Raw genomic sequence first — 19,653 nt, forward strand, 5'->3', positions numbered from 1 at the left:
TTGTATTGTACAAAAGATTTCATTAAATAGGCTTTAATAAGCATATTCTAGCTATTTTTTTATGTACTATTAATATGTTTTATGATAAACTGCACAACTTATAAAAATAGGAGAAACTTTTATGGATGTAAATGGTATAAGTAGTAATATATCTAATTTAGACAATTTACAACAACATCAATTACATAAAAGTAATAATGCTCAAAAAATTGCTCCAATATCTGATGAAGCACTCTCTTTAAATATAAGTGATTCTTACAATACAAGAAGAGATGAACTTTCAAATTCACTTCAAAGATTTAATGAAGGAATTGCAATAAGTAAAATAGCCCAAAATGGTCTAGATAAGCAAACACAGATACTTTCAAATATTAATGATAAACTGCAAAATAAAGAATTTCAAAATAAAAACGAATTAAAAGAAGATATTTTAAAAGATTTAAAAGATTTTACTTCTATATCTTTAAATACAAAATATAAAAAAGAATCTATTCTTTCAATTGATGATAACTATTATAAAGAAAATAATGAAGCATTCCAAATTGAGACAAAAGAAGCAAATTTTGAGATAAATAAAGTAAATACTCCTATAATATCAAATGATTTAGCAAATAGATTACAAGAAAGTGATTTAACTAATGAAAAACAATTTGATAACTTTATTCAATCAGTAAATACGAATAAAGAGTATTTACAAAATCTATCAAATAATTTTAAACAAACTTCTAAAACAATTGAAGAAAATGCAAAAGATATACTTACAAAACAACATGAAATGGTAACAAATAATCAAACAAATAATGTAAATTTTGGTAAAGAAGCAAATGATTTTTCAAAAAATAATGTTATAACAAATATGGGATATTTAGCTGTATCTCAAGCTAATATCGTACAAGAACAAAGTGTAAGACTATTATCTTAATAAACACTGATTAATAGCCACACCTTCTCTTAATCCATCATCTAAAACAATTGATTCTTTTTTATTAAGTACTTCAAAGATTGCTTTGTAAATATATACTCCAACTTCAATAAATTCAACTCTTCCTTTACCAACAAGTTTTAATATCTCATTTTCATTGGAGTTGTTAAAAATATCTAAGCAGTCTTGCAAATCTTTAATTTTAACTTTTGTACCATTTACTTGATCTTTATCATAATGAAAAAAATCTTGTCCTAATTTTATTGCTGCAATTGTTGTAGGAGTTCCTGCTGTTGCAACAAAATTAAATTTTTCAATATCAATATTAATTTCATTTAAAAAATTTGTTATATCAATTTTTTTCTTTTCAAGATCTTGAATCAATGTATCATGATTTGAATGTTTCTGAGTTAAAGTAACAATACCAAAATTAAAACTTTTTGCAAAATATTTATCTTTTGTATTTACTATAATTTCAGTTGAACCACCACCAATATCTAATAATATGAAATTATTTGAGTCTAATTTTTCTCTTTTTAGAGCATATTTAACAGCAAGCAATGTAAGTCTAGCTTCTTCTTCCCCATCAATTATAGAAAAACGAGCTTTTGTTTCTTTAGTAAAATAATTTAATACTTCTTGTGAATTGTTTGCCATTCTCATAGCTGCTGTTGTAACACATATTGCATTTGCTGGATCATATCCTAATTTTTCACTTGAATAGTTAATAGCTTGAACAACTCTATCTTGAGCTGCTTGAGATATTTTTCCTGTTTCAACTAAGCCATCAGCCATTCCTACAACTTGATTAAATTCTGCAATCGTTTTAAAGTTTAAACAATCATAGACTAAAACCCTAAAAGAGTTTGAGCCTAAATCAATAGCTACTAAATCTTTCATTATAAGTGAGGTATTTTAATTTTTGAATTTAATAAGTATCCAATTACAATCATTGCAATTAGCACTGCTTCTTCAGAAACAAAGCCTGTCAACCAAAATAGATACATAGCCCAAAGAAGAATAGCACCAAGTGGTGTTGGAACACCTGTAAAATATTTTTCCACTTCTCCAACATCTGCATCAATATTAAATTGAATTAATCTTCTTAATCCTGAAATAATATAATAAATAAATGCAAATGCAACTAAAGGTGTATATAAATCAAACTCTTTACCATCAATAATTGCAAAATAAATAAACATCGTAGGTACAATTACAAATGATAAAAAATCTGCAAAAGAGTCTAATTGAACACCAAAATCTGTTGATAAATTATACTTTCTTGCTATCTTACCATCTAAGATATCAAATCCACCAGCTAACCATGCAAATAATGCTGCACCAAAAAATTGACCATGTGTTAAAAAATATATTGCCATAATACCTGCAGTAATATTAAAAAATGTTACCGTATTTGCTAAATTAAAATGGCTATTTTTATTAAATAAAAAATTCAAATTATTATCCTTCTATAATGAAAATTGATTTCTTCCGTTTTGTTTTGATTTGTATAGTTTTTCATCTGCAATTTTATACAACTTATTAGCTGAAATATAGCTATATGGTTGATAAAGAACTGCACCAGTAGAAATAGAAACCACATCAAGTACTTTACTACCTTTATGCTCTATACCTAAATCAACAATTTTCTTGTTTATATCTTCAAGACATTCAATTAAAATATCTTCATTTGTATCAAATAAAACAATACCAAACTCTTCTCCCCCAAGTCTAAAAACATATTCATACTCTTTGTTAAAATAGTTTTTTAACTCTTTTGCAACTGATTTTAAAGTTTCATCACCTAAATCATGCCCATATGTATCATTATATTGCTTAAAAAAATCAATATCCACCATAATAAAAGCACTTTTCCAATTATTTGCATTTGATATAAATGGTAAATTATCAAAAATAGTATCAAAATATTTTCTATTATATAATTTTGTCATTGAATCAGTAATAGATTCTATTTTATATTTTTTATTTAAAATAGTTAATTGATTATCTTTTTTTATTATCTCATATATTATAAAAGTTATTATAGCAAAACAAAATATAATAATTGCTATTAGATTATAAAATAAATAATCTTTCATATTTGAATAATCAATCAAAAACTCCCGTCTTTGCTTATATGCTACATCAACTTCGTGCTCTTTTAAAAAATTTATTTGTTTTATAATTACTTCATATGCAGCTATTTTATCTATTTTAAAAGAAGTTTTAATTGAACTATTAACATCATTTACAATTTTTCTTTCTTCTTTTGTTTTATATGACTGATAATAACTATCCCAATTTTTTATAATAACTGTTTTTTCTGCAGTGATATCACATTTAGCTTTAGTGAGTTTTTTACATTTTATAATTGTTTGATAATTTTTTAAAACTATATCTAGAGTAATTAAAGGAACAAAGTTACCAAAATAAATATTATCAATTTGTTTTTTTAATTTGTCAATTTGAGAATTAAATAAAAAGCTTGAACTAAGTAATGCCAAAATAACAATTGTTACTAATAATACTAGTTTAAATGATATAGATTTAAAAAATTTACTTTTCATCATATTATTATACCAAAATAAATTTAATAATTATTTACAATTATACTTCTTTTCTTATGTTCTTTTTACTTTACAAAAGAAAATTTATATGATAGAATTTAGAAAAATAAAAAAGAGTTCATTATGTTAATAAATGATAATTTAACAACATCAACTATTTATCAACAAATTGCTCAAAAAAAAGCTGAATTATCAAGTCTAGATAAAAAAGACTTGCAAAAGTCTGCTTTTGAGAAAAGTGACACTGTCAATATTAGTGACACTAAATATGATGAAAATGATTATGCAAGGGTACTAAATAAATTTAAAAATTTAGACTCTGACATAAGAGCACATGAACAAACGCATGCTTCTTTAGCAAATACAAGAGGAGCCATCAATTACAATTATCAAGTAGGACCAGATGGTAAATTATATGCAACAGGTGGACATGTAAGATTAGATACATCTCTTCCACAAGATGAAGATGCTGCAATGGCAAAATTAGAAAAAATAAAAAAAGCAGCAAGTGGTCCAGATGGATTAAGTGCAGCAGATGCAAGTATTACAAGAGCAGCAAATTTAAATAAAATGCTTATTTTAAGTAGACAAGGAGAATCCCATGAGAATAGATCAAATGTCGAACAATCTTAATGCAATGGTTGCAACACAAATGCAAGTTAATGATAATGCCCAAACAATAGCAAATGTTGCAAATAGTATTGGTGATCCTCAAAATCAAGAAGTAAGTCAAGAATTTATTGATGCAATTGTTTCTCAAATACCAAATACAATTGCATATAGTGCTAATGCAAATGCCATTGAAACTCAACAAGAAACATCAAGTATGTTACTAAATATAAAAGCATAAAAGAGTAAATAAAATTCTTACTCTTTTATATATTTTATATATTAAAACTTATAAATAAAATTTATACCAAAAATATCTAAACCACTATTATCATCATTTATATCAGCATTTGATATATGATTATATCTAAGTGTTGTACTAAAATTATCATTTACGTTATAACCAAATAAAATACTCTCTTTAAATTGGAAATTTGTTCCAAATTTTTTATCTTCAAATGACTTATCACTTAAATATGCAAAACCAAAACCACCTTGCATAAAAAACTTTTTATTAAAATTATAAGTTAACATTGATTGTATACTTCCTATATACAAATCATCTGAACTATGTGCTGAGTCTACATAATTAAAAGAACCTTCAAATGATAAAGGTAAACTAAAAATCTTATAATCAATATCTTTAATAGCTGTAATATCAATTATATTTGAATCATCCGAAGTTGTTGAATAACCTAAACTCATTTTATCAAAAGAGAATAAAGATGATACCAATAATAAAAACATAATCAAAATTTTCTTCATGTTGTTCCTTAATTTTATGATGTGTATAATATTATAGTCAAAAAATAATTATATTTTTTTTAAAAATTATTATTTATATACTCTTTTAATTCTTCCAAACTTGTTTCATCAAATATTTTTATTGAGTTTTCTTTTAATAACTTTGCAGTAACTCCATTGCCTTCAATTAAAGTTGAAGTAAAAGTTCCATCATAAACTTTATTATTACCACAACTTGGTGATTTTGATTTTAATAATGCAACACTAATTTGATTTTTAATACAAATTTCTAAAGCATTATTTGCACCTTTTTCAAACTGCTTTGTTAAATCTTTATTTGAAATGGTATATACTTTATTATTTTTTTGTTCTGCTGGTTCTCTTGGAATAGGAAGTCCAGAAGAGACTTCTGGACAAATAGGAAAAATCATATTTGAAGATATTATTTCTTCAAATAAATCTCTATTTTTAATAGATGAAGAAGAGTCACTTCCACTATATCTAACTCTTTCACCTAATAAGCATGAAGATATTAGTATTTTCATTAATTCTCTTCGTAATTATCTAAATATTCTTTTTGAAAAAAAGTTGAAGTTTGAATATTATTAAATGCAGATTTCATTGATACAAACATTTTAGGATTTTCTTCTTCCATCTTTTCTAGTAACTCTTTTGTTTTTGCTCTTGCATGAGGCATTTTAATATCAAATCTCATTGCAGGACAAGCCTCATCACCAATTACACTAATTTCATTACTTTGTGCAAAGGCTCTTAATTGTCTTTCTCTACAAAAAATTAATGGTCTAATAACTTCTAATCCATTCTCTGCTTTATAAATTGGAGGCATTGATCTTAATGCACCATTATATAAGAAGTTCATAAAAAATGATTCCATCGCATCATCTAAATGGTGTCCTAATGCCAATTTATTAAATCCTTGCTCTTGTGCAGTTGTATATAAATACCCTCTTCTCATTCTTGAAAAGAATGAACAAAAAGAAGAATTTTTTCTTATTTTCTCACCAGCAAGTTCAAAAATTTGTGTATCTACAATTTCATGCTCTATTCCATGCTCTTTACAATGATCTGCAAGAAATTGTACTTGTTCGCCCATTCCATATGTAACAGTTACTGCTTTAAACTCAAAATTAAAAGGAGCAACTCTTTGAAGATGTTTTAATGAATGAAGTAATGTAGTAGAGTCTTTACCACCACTAAAACCAACTAATACTTTGTCTCCTTCTTTAATTAGTCCATATTCTGCATTAGTTTTTCCAACAAGTTTAGATATTTTTTTACTTAATTCTACCAATTTAAATTTCCTATTTTCTATAATTTTTCGCAATTATATCAAAAAGTTTAAAAAATGAAATAAAACGAATTTAAATTCCAAAATAAATATCAATATTTATTTATAATATAAATACTACATATAAACTACACGAACAATACTGTAATATTCTAATATTAAAAGTAAAGGAATAATTTTACTTCCTTATTTAATTACTTCTCCTTCTAAAACTGTGTAATTAAAGTCTCCTTTACTTTATAATTTTATAAATAAATATAAATACTTTATACCATAACTACCACCTAAAGGTGGTAGATTTTCTAACTATAAATATAACGAAGCAAACCAACCAAATAAAATCAATGGTATATTATAATGAATAAAAGTAGGAACTACACTATCCCATATATGATCATGCTGTCCATCAACTGCTAACCCAGAGGTTGGTCCTAATGTTGAATCTGAAGCAGGACTTCCTGCATCTCCTAATGCTCCAGCAGTACCAACAAGTGCAGCAATTCCTAAAGGAGAAAAACCAAAATTAATAGCTAAAGGAACATAAATAACTGCTATAATAGGAATAGTTGCAAATGATGAGCCTATACCCATAGTAACTAATAATCCAACTATTAACATAAGTAATGCAGCTAAAGATTTATTATCGCCAATTATATGTGTAATAGAACTCACTAAACTTTCAATACCATGGCTATCTTTCATTACTTCTGCAAAACCTGATGCAGCAATCATAATAAAACCAATCATAGCCATCATATGTACGCCTTTTGTAAACACATCTTGAGTTTCATCAATTTTAATAACTCCACCAAGCAAAAATATTATAAATCCTGCTAAAGCACCTACAATAATTGAATCAACATAAAGTTGTAAACATAAAGCAACAATAACTGAAAGAATTGCAGTATAAATATAAGATGTTTTTATCTCATGACTTTCTGGTTCTAATTCTTTAATTTTTGCCAAATTATATTTTCTTGGTTTTCTATAAGTAAAAAATATTGCGATTAATAATCCTAGAAACATTCCAGATACTGGTATTGCCATCACAAAAGGCAATTGATTTGCAGTAATTGTAGAACCATTTTTAACTAAGTTACTTAATAAAACATCATTTAAAAAAATACCTCCAAAACCAACTGGAAGAAGCATATATGTTGCAGTTAAACCAAATGTTAAAATACAAGCAATCATTCTTCTATCAATTTTATACTCTGCAAAAACATGTAATAAAGGAGGAATTAAGATTGGAATAAAAGCAATATGAACAGGAATCAAATTTTGAGAAGATATTGATGCTAATAAAATAAGTGATAATAAAACTGTTTTAAACCAAAAAATTTCTTTTTTAGTTGCATCTTTTTTCATTTTTGAAATAACTTTTTTTGCTAATAAATCTGTAACTCCTGATTTTGAAATAGCAACTGCAAAGGCACCTAACATTGCATAATTTAATGCAATTGTTGCTCCTCCTCCTAAACCATTACTGAAAGAAGTAACTGTATCAGGTAAAGACATTCCAGAAACTAGACCTCCAATAATAGCACTAAAAACTAATGCAATAACTACATTTATTCTAAGAAGACTTAAAACAATCATCAGTAGTACTGCAACAACAACGGGATTAAACATCATTTTCCTTGTCAAATTTTTATACTAAATAGCATATTAAGTGTAAATTAATTACATTTCATTATATTGAATTTTTATTTAATAATGAGTCAAAGAGTATCAGCTTTTTACTAAAATTTTAGTTTAATTATATATAATTTGAATTCTAAATTAAAAAGAGAGTTATTAATGACAAAAGAAGAAGAACAAGAATTTATAGATAAGATAAAAGAAACCATCATGCCATATGCCCAAAATATGACAAAAGAGCAAATAGAAAGCTTAGTTCAAACTATTCAAAAACAGAACTCAAACCTACCTTATGGTTTTGGAGACATGCTACTTAATCAAATTAAATTATTAAAATATGGGAAACTAGATTAACTATATTAATAAACAAAAAAGAAATCTTTAATAAATAAAGGGACAACAAAATGAAAAACTTTTTATTCAAAAGTATTTGTTATATTTGCTTATCATTATTAATTGCAGGTTGTACTGCAACAACAAATAATAATCAATTAAGTACACCAAAACAGAATAAAATTGAAAAAAATAATCAATTAGAAAAAAGTAAAGAAGCAAAAAAAGAAGAAGCAAAAAAAGAAGAAGCAAAAAAAGAAGATGTAAAAAAAGAAGATGTAAAAAAAGTTAAAAAAGAAAAAAAAGAAAAAGAAAAAATTAAAAAAGAGCAACAAAAACCTATAAAGGTTGAAAAGAAAAAACCAAAACAAAAAGTTAAAATAATTATAAAAAAGGTTGAAGTACCTATTAAAAGTTCTAAGATAATTATTGGTCAAAAAGAATATGTATACATACCCTCTGAAGATATTACACTAAAAGCAAGAATTGATACAGGAGCTACTACTACATCAATTAATGCTTTAAATATAAAAGGAATTGAAAGAGATGGTAAAAAATGGGTTAAATTTGATTTAGAAGATGAAAAAGGTAAATTAATTCATAAATCATTGCCTATTTCAAGACTAGTGAAAATAAAAAGACATGGGACAAAATATCAAAGAAGATATGTTGTTAAAATGAAACTTACAATAGGTAAAACAACACAACTTGTTGATGTTTCATTAACAGATAGAAGCAAATTTAAATATCCATTACTTCTTGGTAGAAATTATCTAAATGGCATTATGATAGTGGATGTTTCAAAAGAATATACAACAAAACCTAAAAAGAAATAAAATGAAATCAAAAAATCAAATTCTAATATTCTCAATAACATTAATATTAATTACATTAGGACTAATGTTTTATAAAGTAAAATATCTCAACTTCCCTTTATTTGCCGATGAAACTACAAATATATGGAATATTCAAGCAAAAGTTACTTTTGATCCAAAAGAGAATGAAAGTGCTAAAATATCTCTTGCATTACCATCAAAACAAAGTAGATTATTAATTTTAAATGAAGAATCAACTTCTGCTGATTATGGATATAGTACAAACAATTTACATGGTGTAAAAAAAGCAATTTGGTCAAAAAGAGAAGTAAAAGACAATAAAGAACAAGTTTTATATTACTCTATTGATGTTATAAAAGACAATTACTACAAAACAAAAATTCCAAAAATAAAACAACATAATGAAAATGTTGAGGTATCAAAACCAATTATTCAAGCAGCTAACTCTTTATTAAATAATATATATCCCAAAAGTTCAGATAGCATTACTTTTACATCATTACTAATAAAAGAGTTTAATAAAAAAGATCCTTCTCAAGCAGCAAGAATGATTAAAAAAAGTTTTATGAAAACACCTAAAGAGAAAAGAGATACATTAATAAAATTAATTCATAGAATGAAATATAAAGCAAGAACAGTTGGAACTTTATATTTAAAAGATAAACAAAGAAATGTAAACTTAAATCCTATGCTTGAAGTATTTAAAGAGGGAAAATGGTATCTATATGATATACAAAAAGGATTGGTAGGAAATAGTTCAAATATTTTTATTTGGCAAAGAGGCTCTCAATTTTTATTAGATGCTGAAGGTGTAAATAACTCAAGTGTTAAATTTTCAGTAACAAAAAATATTGTTCCAGCTAGAAGTGCAGCATTAACAAAAGATACAAAGAATCAAAGTGCTCTACTTGATTTTTCTTTATTTACTTTACCAAATGCTTCTCAAAATACATTTAAAATGTTGCTCTTAGTTCCACTTGGTGCATTAGTTGTAGTATTTATGAGAGTTATTATTGGACTAAAAACATCGGGAACATTTATGCCAATTTTATTATCTATGGCATTTATAGAAACACATTTACTTCCAGGTATATTAATGTTTATACTTGTTGTAACAATGGGACTTATTGTTAGATCTTATTTATCCCACTTAAATCTATTGCTAGTTGCAAGAATTGCATCGGTTTTAATTGTGGTTGTTGCCATTATGGCATTTGTTGCAATTTTATCACAAAAACTAGGCCTTGGATATGCAACTAGCATCACATTTTTCCCTATTATTATTCTTGCATGGACAATTGAAAGAATGTCAATTTTATGGGAAGAAGAAGGAGCAAAAGAGGTATTTGTTCAAGGAAGTGGTTCATTAATAGTTTCAATTCTTGCATATTTTGCGATGACAAATGGTTTCTTTAGTTTTATAACTTTTAACTTTCCTGAAGTATTATTAGCTGTACTTGGAATTATAATTTTACTTGGTAGATATAGTGGTTATAGATTAAGTGAATTATATAGATTTAAATCAATGGTAGATTAAAATGTTTGCAAATCCTTTTAAATTAAAAAAACTTGGAATTCTTGGAATGAATAACAGGAATATTAACTATATAGGAAAGTTTAATAAAAGAAAAAACTTTCCATTAGTTGATGATAAATTAAAAACAAAACAAATAGCAAATAAACATAATATTGCAGTACCTGAACTTTTAGGTTTTATTGATTCTCAAGTTTATGTAAATAGATTTGATAAAATAATAAAAGAGCTAAAATGTTTTGTTATTAAACCTGCACAGGGAAGTGGAGGAAAAGGAATTCTAGTTATTGTTGATAAAATTGGTGATAAATTTATAAAACCAAATAAAGAAGAACTAGATTATTCTGATTTAAAAAGACATATATCAAATATATTAAGTGGATTATACTCTCTTGGTGGGAAAAATGATGTAGCAGTGTTTGAAAAACTAGTTGACTTTGATGATGCTTTTGATGGGTTTAGTTATGAAGGTGTTCCTGATGTAAGAGTTATAGTTTATAGAGGATACCCTGCTTTAGCAATGATGAGATTATCTACTTCAAATAGTGATGGAAAAGCAAATTTACATCAAGGTGCAGTGGGTGTTGGAATAGATATTGCTAGCGGAAAAGCCTTAAATGCTGTGCAATTTGGAGATCCAATAAAAGTACATCCAGATACAAATAGAAATTTAAAAGATTTAAAAGTTCCATATTGGTCAGATATATTATATCTTGCAGCAAAATGCTATGAAATGACAGAGATGGGTTATTTAGGTGCAGACATAGTAATAGATAAAAATAAAGGTCCTTTAGTTTTAGAATTAAATGCAAGACCTGGATTAGCAATTCAAATTGCTAATGATTTAGGAGCATTAAAAAGATTTAATAAAATTGACGAAGTTGTAGGAACACATTTAAGTGTAGAAGAAAAAGTTAATTTCTCAAAATCTAACTTTTAAAGTAAGAAGAAAACTTCTTACTTTTTATTTATTTCTCTAGCTCCTATATTTCCATATCTATGATATGAATGAGAAATACTTTGTTCTTTGAAATAGTTCAATAGCTCTATTCTACCTTCCATCATTGGTTTCATTCTAACAACAAATGTAGTCAAATGATTTGAAGTAGCTTCAAATATTTTCTCAGGTACTTTTGAAATATCAGAATATATAACTCTTTCATAATTATCAATAATTTCAGCTAACTCTTCATCTGTATGATGAACAATTCTATCTTTAGAAGTAAATAATTCATTTGAACTATTTAAGAATTTCTCAATACTTTCATTTTTAGATATTGACACTGTAAAATTAACTTTTGCAACTCTTGCAGCTAAAATTCTACTTACTACTTCAAAAATAGTATCATCATCACTTACTCTTATAACTATTCTATGTAATGGCAAATATCTAAAGTGATTATCTTCACCTCTAACTTCAAAATAATCTTTCTCTTTAGAGAACTCTGTTTCATAATTGTATAAATATGATTGTAATGCAACTTCAAGTTTTTTGAAATCTTCATTATCTTTATTTTTATCTACACAATTTGTAATAAATCTTGTTAGATCGTTATTATATTTTTTCTGAGGTTTTGGATACCCATTTTCTGTAAAATCAACAAATTGAGTAATATAGTTATGAATACCAACTTTTCTTCCTGCTCCAACTGCTGATTTACCCATACCACCAAATGGTTGTCTTAAAACAATTGCTCCAGTTGTTCCTCTATTTACATATAAATTACCTGCTTTTAAATTCTCTCTCCAGTAATTAACTTCTCTTTCATCTAAAGTCTCAATTCCTGAAGTTAAACCATATCCAGTTGCATTTACTATATTAACTGCATGTTTTAAATTTTTTGCTTTTATAACAGCTAAAACAGGACCAAATAATTCATTCATATGAATAAAACTACCCTCTTTTACTCCCCATTTAATAGCTGGCTTTAACATATAATCATTATCATCAGTATAAGAAGGTGCTAATGCCCACTCTTCTGCATCCTGAAGATTTTCAATTGCATATTTTAAGTTTCCAGATACTTTATTTGCTAATGTACCTATTCTATTATGAGGTTCCCAAACAGAACCAACACTCATTGATTTTGCAGCATCTACCAATGCTTTTTTAAAGTTTTCATCATTATAAACTTCTTCTTCTAATACAAGTAAAGAAGTAGCACTACATTTTTGTCCAGAGTTAGCAAAAGCACTTTGACAAACATTTTTAATTGCTTGTTCTTTATCTGCCATATTAGTAATAATAGTTGCATCTTTACCACCAGTTTCTGCTGTTAAAAATAAATCTGGTCTTGTTTTTAACATTGATGCAGCAGTATCTTCTCCACCAGTTAAAATAACAAAATCTACATCCTTATTTGCTATTAAATGTTCTCCAGCTAATACACCAGGGCAAGGTACAAATTGAAGTGTATTTTTAGATACACCAGCATCCCAAAAACATTTGCACATTTCATATGCTGTTAAGGCTGCAACAGTTGCAGGTTTAATTATTACATTATTTCCAGCAGCAAGTGTAGCAGCAACTCCACCTAAAGGAATAGCAACAGGGAAATTCCATGGTGGAACGACAACACCTACACCTTTTCCTTTAAAATCCAAATTCTCATATTTTTCAAAATATCTAGAAGCATAAGAATAAAACTCAATAAAATCAATTGCTTCACTAACTTCAACATCAGTCTCAGTAAATACCTTACCTACTTCAGCTGCAGCAACTCCTATTAAATCATCTCTTCTTTCTCTAACTTTAATTGCAGCTTGTTTTAAAATTGCATGTCTTTGTTCATAAGTTTTACTTCTCCATCCATCAACATCATCTTTTGCAACTTGTACAGCTTTTTTTAGATCTTTTTCATTTGCCATTGCAAATTTACCAGCTAATACACCATCTTTTAATTGTGATTTATCAATTGCTTCATATACTTCTCTTGTCGCAACAAGTTCTTCACCACCAACAACAATTGGTTTTATTTCATGTTCTGTATTAGTTGAAAATTTCCATTTTTTAGTAATATTTCTTGCCCACTCTTGATTTTGAGGTAAAACAAAATCTGTATCAGCTTCAGAATGGAACTCATTTGTATCATATGATGATTTATCAAAATTATCCCATTTCTCTTCTAGTCTGTTTTGTTTTCTAAAACTACCTACATATGAAGTTTCCAAATGAGAGAAAGAATCTAAAAATAACTCTTTTTGTTTAACCCAATCGCTACTTCCTACTTTAAGACCAAATGAATATCTAATAAAATTGTTTTCTCCAGTATTTTCATCTAATCTTCTTACTAAATATGCAATTGCATTTGTAAATTGTTCTTTTGCAGCTGTTGGAGCATATAAAATTACACTTTTTGATATCTCTTTTATTGCAAGTCTTGCAGATTCACTCATTCCTTCCAACATTTCTAAAGTATGGTATTCAGAAGTTCCATAATGTTGTGCCAATGTTGTAGCATATGCTTGCTCAAATAAGTTATGAGAAGCAGTTCCTATATGCATATATTGTGCATTTTCTTTTCTTAATGCAAATTCAGCCATTCTTTTATAATTTGAATCTGTATCAAGTTTATCAGTATAAGTTACCATATTCCAATGTTTTTGAGATGCTTCTGTCTCTTCCATTTCCATATTAGCACCTTTTACAAGTCTGAACTTAATAGGGCATCCACCATTTTTAACTCTATTTTTTGCCCATTGTAATAAATCTTTTTGCCATAAATGAGAGTCTGGAATATAAGCTTGTAATACAATACCTGCATAAAAGTCTTTGAATTGTGGTAAATCAAGTGTTCTTTTAAATACTTCTACTGTAATTGCTAAATCTCTATACTCTTCCATATCAAGATTTATAAATTTATTTGACTTTGTTCCATCAGGAGCAATATATGGATATTTTTTTGCTTGTGCATAAATTAAAGATAATTTTTCAACTAATGTTTGAACAGTCCCTTCAAAATCTAATGAATTTATTTGAGAAAAAATAGTTGAAATTTTAATAGAAATATAATCAATATTTGGATTTTCTAATGCTTTTAAATATTTTTCAATTCTTTCATTTGCTTCATCTTCGCCAAGAACAACTTCACCAATTAGGTTAATATTAATTCTTGTTCCCTCTTCTTTTCTCATTTTTAAATGTTTATTAAAAGGTTCATCTTCTCCTTTTAATACAACTGTTTTTGTATCTTCTCTAATCTCTTTTACAAATAAAGGTACAGATAAATCTGGTAAATATTTACCAAAATTTTTAAATAGCCATAAAAGTGTTTTATCTTTTGTTGTAAAGAAATGTGCCATACCATGTTTTTCTAATAAAAAGATAATTTGATCTGCAACTCTATCATTTAAATTCGTTCTAAAACATTGATCCATTAGCTCAATTAATAGTGCTTTATCTTCTGGATGTTCTAGCATTTTGTTCATTTTTACGTAAAACTGTCTATCATAATCACTAACAAGTTCTGTTGCTCTATTCTGCCATTTTTCCGCAAGCGAAATTGCTGAATTTATTAGTTCTTGTTGATTTTCCATTTATACTTCCTTAAATTTATTGTTATTTAAAATAAAATTCAGTAGCCTTATTTGCATTTTTCCAAATGTCAAATAAGAGGGCTTTAACCGCCAAGTTAGCCCTCCTCTACTTTAATTTATTTAATGTTTTTTCCCCAAATAAGCTTCTTGAATAGCTTCAGAGTTTAATAACTCTTCAGATGTTCCTTCATGTGTGATTTTTCCAACTTCAAGAACATAACCTCTATTTGCTAACTTTAAAGCTGCTTTTGCATTTTGTTCTACAATTAAAACTGTCATACCACTTTGTGCAATCTCTTTAATTGCTTTAAAAATTGATTTTATCAAAATAGGAGCAAGCCCTAAACTTGGTTCATCTAAAATTAGTAATTTTGGTTTACTCATAATAGCTCTACCAATTGCCAACATTTGTTGCTCACCACCACTTAAAGTACCAGCAAGTTGTTTCTGCCTCTCTTTTAATCTTGGTAAAATATCATAAATCCACTCTAAAGTCTCCTTATCATGAGATTTTAATGTATATGCACCCATCATAAGATTTTCTTCAACACTTAATGTTCCAAAAACCCTTCGTCCTTCTGGGGAATGAGACATACCTAAGCTTACAATATCATGTGCAGGAGTATTTGTAATATCATTTTTATCAAAAATAATACTTCCTTCTTTTGATTTTAATAATCCAGAAATTGTTTTTAATGTAGTTGTTTTACCAGCTCCATTAGCTCCTAAAATTGTTACAACTTCACCTTTTTTAACTTTAAGTGAGATTCCTTTAATTGCAGCAATTGCTCCGTAACTTACATGTAAATCTCTTACATCTAATAATATTTCATCATTTTGCATTACTCTTCATCCTCGTCATCATCACTTCCAATATAAGCCTCGATAACTCTAGGGTCATCTTGAACAAAACTTGGTAATCCTTGAGAAATCTCTTTCCCAAAATTAATAACTGTAATGTAATCAGTTAATTTCATAACCATCTCCATATCATGCTCAATCATCATGATACCAAGCCCCATTTCTTTTATTTTTAAGATAATATTAGTAAGCTCAATTGTTTCGTTTTCATTTAGTCCTGCTGCTGGTTCATCTAAAATAAGAAGTTCAGGTTCTGCTGCTAATGCCCTTGCCATTTCAACTTTTCTTTGATTACCATAAGATAAATCAGTTGTCGGTGTCATAGCATATTTTGTTAAATTAAAAAACTCCATAAGCTCTTCAACTTTTTTCCAATACTTCTGTTCATCTTTTTTATAAAAAGGAGTATGAATAATTGAGTGATACCATTTTTGTTTTGATTTTGTATGACAACCTGCCATAATATTCTCTGCAACTGTCATGTCTTTAAATAATCTAATATTTTGAAATGTTCTTAAAACACCTTTTTGTGCAATTTTATGTGGAGATATACCTGTAATATCTTCACCTTTATATTTAATTGTTCCTTTTTCTGGTTTATATATACCAGTTACACAGTTAAAAAGTGTAGTTTTCCCTGCACCATTTGGACCAATAATTCCATAGATTTGCCCTGGTTTTACTTTTATTGTCAAATCATCAATAGCAACTAATCCAAAGAAAAATTTTGAAACGTTTTCAATTTCTAATACATATTTCATTATTTTTCTCCTTTTTTAAGTAAGGCTGCTTTTTTCTTTAAATATGTTGGGATATTCCCAAAAGTTGCTGGCCATACTCCATTTGGTCTTAAAATCATTGTTAAAATCATTGCTGCACCAAATATCAAATATCTTGATTCTTTAAATTCAGTAAATAACTCAGGCAATACAAACATTACAAAAGTACCAATTATTACACCTGGTAATGAAGCAGATCCACCAACAAGAACAATTGCAAAGAACATAACTGATTGCATAAAGTTAAACGATTCTGGACTAACTGCAGAATATTGAATTGTAAATACAACTCCTGCTGCACCTGCAATTGCTGCACCTAATGCAAAAGCAAATAATTTATAATAAGAAACATTAATTCCCATAGATTTTGCTGCAATTTCATCTTTATGTATATAATAAAGAGCTCTACCATATTTTGAATTATCAAGATTTCTAATAATAAATAATGTTAAAATTAATAAAATAAAAGCAATATAAAAAATTGCAGTATCTGAGAATAACTCATAACCAAAAACTCTAACTACATCAATACCAAATATACCATTTGGTCCACCTGTTAAATCAAACACATTATTTTCTAGTACTTGTTGAAATATGATATTAAAACCAATTGTTGCAACAAGTAAATAGTCACCTCGTAGATGAATAATAGGTCCAGCTAATAAAACAGCTATAATTACTGGAAAAATAATTGCAAAAGGAATTGTTTCAATAATTTCAAATCCAAAATGCACATTTAAAATAGCAGTTGTGTAAGCACCTATACCAAAAAATATTGCATGCCCCATATTAAAAATACCTGCACGCCCTAAAATAATATCTTGAGAGAATGCAACTACAGAAAATACTAAAAAAGTAATTCCAATACTTAACCAAGCAGAATCAACAAAAAAAGGAAAAAATCCCATAAATATGATAAAAATTGTTGCTATAATTGTTGTTTTATTCATTACACTTTCTCCGCAATTTTTTCACCAAGAATACCAGTTGGTCTTACAATTAATATTATAATTAATAATATAAATGTAAATGTATCTGCCCATTCTGTTGAAATATAACCTGAAATCATTGCGTTAAATAATCCAAGTAACAATCCACCAATCATGGCACCAGGAATACTTCCAATACCACCAATAATAGCTGCTATAAATGCATTAAGACCATATAGCCAACCCATATCAAATGTTAATCCTCTATAGTAAATACCAATAAATAAACCACCTACTGCACCAAGAGCTGAACCAACAATGAAAATAATCATAATAATTCTATTTACATTAATTCCCATTAATTTAGCTGCATCTTGATCAATAGCTGTAGCTCTAATTGCAGTTCCAATTTTTGTTTTATTAATAAAGAAATATAATGCAACCATTAAAATAGCTGATAAAGCCAATATAATAACTTGAGTAAAAGTAAGAATAACCCCGCCTATTTGCCATGTTGTATTTGGTATCAAATCAGATGGGAAAATCTTCATATTAGGTCCCCAAATTAACATTATTGAATTTTGGATTACCAAAGAAGCACCCAAAGCAGATACAACTGCACTTAATCTTGGTGCAGTTCTTAAAGGCTTATATGCTAATCTTTCTAAAACTACCCCTACAAAAGCAACAATTAATGCAGTTAACAAAAATATTACTATTACTGAAAATATTGAAGTTGCACTTGCTCCAAAGAATTGTGAAAAAATTGTTAGTCCTACATAAGCAGAAAAGGCAACCAAGTCACCGTGTGCGAAGTTAATTAACTTCATCACACCGTAAACCATAGTATACCCTAAAGCTACCAATGCATAAAGACTTCCAATAGTTAAACCATTAATTAACTGTTGAAGAAAAATATCCATTTTTAACCTTATTCCATAACTTTATAAGAGCCATCTTTTTGAATTTTATAAACCATAAATTTAGCTCCAATTCTTTCACCATCTTCTCTAAATGTAACAGGTCCTGTAATTCCTGGGAAATCTTTTAATGTATGTAAATAATCAGATATTTTTTTAGTATCAAAAGATTTTGTTTCTTCTACACCATGCATAATAGCTCTTAAACCATCTGCATTAACAACTGCCCAAATTGAAGGTGGCTTCATGTTATAAGTATCTTCATAAGCAGTTAAATATTTTTTAGCCTCTTTATAAGGTAAAATATCTGGTGTTGGGAAGTTAATTAAAACTGTACCCTCTGCTGCACTTCCTGCTAACTTCAAGAAATCAGGATTGTCATTTGAATCTCCACCTACAAAATCAGCATCAATTCCAAGTTGTTTTTGTTGTGATCTTAAAAGACCACCATCAGTATAATAACCTGAATAGTAAATTACATCTGGTTTCATTGCTTTGATTTTAGTTAACATTGCAGTAAAGTTTTGAGTTCCAGATTTAATTTTTCCTCTAAAAATTACATTTCCACCAATTTTTTTAATTGATTTTTCAGTAGCATCTCCTAAACCTTCAGAGTATGAAGAGTAATCAGATAAAACGACAATTTTTTTATATTTTTTAACATTTACAAAATAATCTGCTGTAAAATCACTTTGTGCAGAATTTGGAAATGAGTTTCTAAAAAATGTCCAATATTTTCTTTTTATTAAAGAATCACTTGTTCCATCACTTGTTTGAAGTACTTTATTTCTATAATAAGTTGTTTGAGCAGCTTCTGTTGCTCCTGATGTATAAGAACCTATTACTGCAAAAACACCTGCATTTACTAATTTTTTAGCACAAACTGCAGCTTTTTGAGCTTTTGCTTCATCATCACAAGTTACTACTTCGATTTTTTTACCTAATAGTCCACCTTGTTCATTCTTCTCTTTTACAATAAGTTTAACAAATTGCTCAATACCTTGACCTTCATTTGCATACTTTCCAGTAATAGGTGCTTGCACACCAATCTTAACTGTATCAGCTAACAAACTTGAACTTGCAACTATGGCACTTAATGCTATAGCGCTAGCTAACTTTGATATCTTTATCAT

At 27.5% G+C, this 19,653-nt stretch carries 20 protein-coding genes; 7 read left to right on the plus strand and 13 right to left on the minus strand.

The genetic code is table 11. From position 1 onward, the window contains the following. Positions 1-121 precede the first annotated feature (121 nt). Positions 122-922, plus strand: coding sequence for a hypothetical protein (locus tag CRU93_RS08485; RefSeq protein ID WP_129103768.1), 801 nt, complete (start codon positions 122-124; stop codon positions 920-922). Here CRU93_RS08485 and CRU93_RS08490 read toward each other — a convergent pair. From CRU93_RS08490 to CRU93_RS08500, 3 genes are read right to left on the minus strand one after another with little or no spacing between them, the layout of a single operon-like run. Beyond that, the gene (locus CRU93_RS08490; RefSeq protein WP_129103769.1) at positions 914-1,822 is read right to left on the minus strand and encodes an exopolyphosphatase; all 909 of its coding nucleotides are present in this window, start codon (positions 1,820-1,822) and stop codon (positions 914-916) included. The two genes, CRU93_RS08485 and CRU93_RS08490, sit on opposite strands and share 9 nt — an antisense overlap. Continuing rightward, on the minus strand, positions 1,822-2,379 hold the full coding sequence (locus tag CRU93_RS08495; RefSeq protein ID WP_129103770.1) for a phosphatidylcholine/phosphatidylserine synthase: 558 nt from the start codon (positions 2,377-2,379) through the stop codon (positions 1,822-1,824). The genes CRU93_RS08490 and CRU93_RS08495 overlap by 1 nt, the downstream gene beginning before the upstream one ends. Positions 2,380-2,391: 12 nt before the next feature. After that, positions 2,392-3,489, minus strand: coding sequence for a diguanylate cyclase domain-containing protein (locus CRU93_RS08500; protein ID WP_129103804.1), 1,098 nt, complete (start codon positions 3,487-3,489; stop codon positions 2,392-2,394). Positions 3,490-3,612: 123 nt separating this feature from the next. Between CRU93_RS08500 and CRU93_RS08505 the strand changes: the two genes are divergently transcribed. Then, positions 3,613-4,122, plus strand: coding sequence for a putative metalloprotease CJM1_0395 family protein (locus CRU93_RS08505; RefSeq protein ID WP_129103771.1), 510 nt, complete (start codon positions 3,613-3,615; stop codon positions 4,120-4,122). Then, positions 4,091-4,339, plus strand: a complete 249-nt coding sequence (locus CRU93_RS08510; RefSeq protein ID WP_129103772.1) for a hypothetical protein — start codon at positions 4,091-4,093, stop codon at positions 4,337-4,339. The genes CRU93_RS08505 and CRU93_RS08510 overlap by 32 nt, the downstream gene beginning before the upstream one ends. A 41-nt stretch (positions 4,340-4,380) precedes the next feature. Here the strand turns inward: CRU93_RS08510 and CRU93_RS08515 are convergent, their stop codons facing one another. From CRU93_RS08515 to CRU93_RS08530, 4 genes are all read right to left on the minus strand, one after another. Continuing rightward, positions 4,381-4,863 carry an acyloxyacyl hydrolase gene (locus CRU93_RS08515; RefSeq protein ID WP_129103773.1) on the minus strand — a complete coding sequence of 161 codons (483 nt, stop codon included), beginning with the start codon at positions 4,861-4,863 and terminating at the stop codon, positions 4,381-4,383. Positions 4,864-4,922: 59 nt separating this feature from the next. Continuing rightward, positions 4,923-5,387: a DUF523 domain-containing protein gene (locus tag CRU93_RS08520; protein ID WP_129103774.1), complete on the minus strand. Its 465-nt coding sequence runs from the start codon at positions 5,385-5,387 to the stop codon at positions 4,923-4,925. Continuing rightward, positions 5,387-6,154: an ATP-binding protein gene (locus CRU93_RS08525; RefSeq protein ID WP_129103775.1), complete on the minus strand. Its 768-nt coding sequence runs from the start codon at positions 6,152-6,154 to the stop codon at positions 5,387-5,389. Before CRU93_RS08525 ends, CRU93_RS08520 begins: the two co-directional genes overlap by 1 nt. A 303-nt stretch (positions 6,155-6,457) precedes the next feature. Further along, positions 6,458-7,783 (minus strand): Na+/H+ antiporter family protein, encoded by a 1,326-nt coding sequence (locus CRU93_RS08530; protein ID WP_129103776.1) that lies wholly within the window; start codon positions 7,781-7,783, stop codon positions 6,458-6,460. 168 nt (positions 7,784-7,951) lie between these two features. On the opposite strand from CRU93_RS08530, the gene CRU93_RS08535 reads away from it, so the two are divergent. The 4 genes from CRU93_RS08535 to CRU93_RS08550 are packed head-to-tail and all read left to right on the plus strand — an operon-like array spanning position 7,952 to position 11,435. Further along, on the plus strand, positions 7,952-8,146 hold the full coding sequence (locus CRU93_RS08535) for a hypothetical protein (RefSeq protein ID WP_129103777.1): 195 nt from the start codon (positions 7,952-7,954) through the stop codon (positions 8,144-8,146). 50 nt (positions 8,147-8,196) lie between these two features. After that, positions 8,197-8,961, plus strand: a complete 765-nt coding sequence (locus CRU93_RS08540) for an ATP-dependent zinc protease (protein ID WP_129103778.1) — start codon at positions 8,197-8,199, stop codon at positions 8,959-8,961. A 1-nt stretch (position 8,962) separates the two neighbouring features. Beyond that, entirely contained in the window at positions 8,963-10,498 is a 1,536-nt protein-coding gene (locus CRU93_RS08545) for an inactive transglutaminase family protein (RefSeq protein ID WP_164967656.1), read from the plus strand. Between the two features lies 1 nt (position 10,499). After that, positions 10,500-11,435: an alpha-L-glutamate ligase-like protein gene (locus CRU93_RS08550; RefSeq protein ID WP_129103780.1), complete on the plus strand. Its 936-nt coding sequence runs from the start codon at positions 10,500-10,502 to the stop codon at positions 11,433-11,435. 17 nt (positions 11,436-11,452) lie between these two features. On the opposite strand, the gene CRU93_RS08555 is transcribed toward CRU93_RS08550, so the two are convergent. The 6 genes from CRU93_RS08555 to CRU93_RS08580 all read right to left on the minus strand — a co-directional run bounded on the left by CRU93_RS08555 (position 11,453) and on the right by CRU93_RS08580 (position 19,653). Continuing rightward, positions 11,453-15,031 (minus strand): bifunctional proline dehydrogenase/L-glutamate gamma-semialdehyde dehydrogenase, encoded by a 3,579-nt coding sequence (locus CRU93_RS08555; RefSeq protein ID WP_129103781.1) that lies wholly within the window; start codon positions 15,029-15,031, stop codon positions 11,453-11,455. Positions 15,032-15,151: 120 nt separating this feature from the next. Continuing rightward, complete coding sequence (locus tag CRU93_RS08560) at positions 15,152-15,874, minus strand: ABC transporter ATP-binding protein (RefSeq protein WP_129103782.1); 723 nt, start codon at positions 15,872-15,874, stop codon at positions 15,152-15,154. After that, entirely contained in the window at positions 15,874-16,653 is a 780-nt protein-coding gene (locus CRU93_RS08565) for an ABC transporter ATP-binding protein (RefSeq protein WP_129103783.1), read from the minus strand. The genes CRU93_RS08560 and CRU93_RS08565 overlap by 1 nt, the downstream gene beginning before the upstream one ends. Beyond that, positions 16,653-17,621: a branched-chain amino acid ABC transporter permease gene (locus tag CRU93_RS08570; RefSeq protein WP_129103784.1), complete on the minus strand. Its 969-nt coding sequence runs from the start codon at positions 17,619-17,621 to the stop codon at positions 16,653-16,655. Before CRU93_RS08570 ends, CRU93_RS08565 begins: the two co-directional genes overlap by 1 nt. Continuing rightward, entirely contained in the window at positions 17,621-18,523 is a 903-nt protein-coding gene (locus CRU93_RS08575; RefSeq protein ID WP_129103785.1) for a branched-chain amino acid ABC transporter permease, read from the minus strand. The genes CRU93_RS08570 and CRU93_RS08575 overlap by 1 nt, the downstream gene beginning before the upstream one ends. 8 nt (positions 18,524-18,531) lie before the next feature. Then, positions 18,532-19,653 carry a branched-chain amino acid ABC transporter substrate-binding protein gene (locus CRU93_RS08580; RefSeq protein ID WP_129103786.1) on the minus strand — a complete coding sequence of 374 codons (1,122 nt, stop codon included), beginning with the start codon at positions 19,651-19,653 and terminating at the stop codon, positions 18,532-18,534.

The organism is Arcobacter sp. CECT 8985, assembly GCF_004116495.1.
In the GTDB taxonomy this organism is placed as follows: Bacteria; Campylobacterota; Campylobacteria; order Campylobacterales; family Arcobacteraceae; genus Malaciobacter.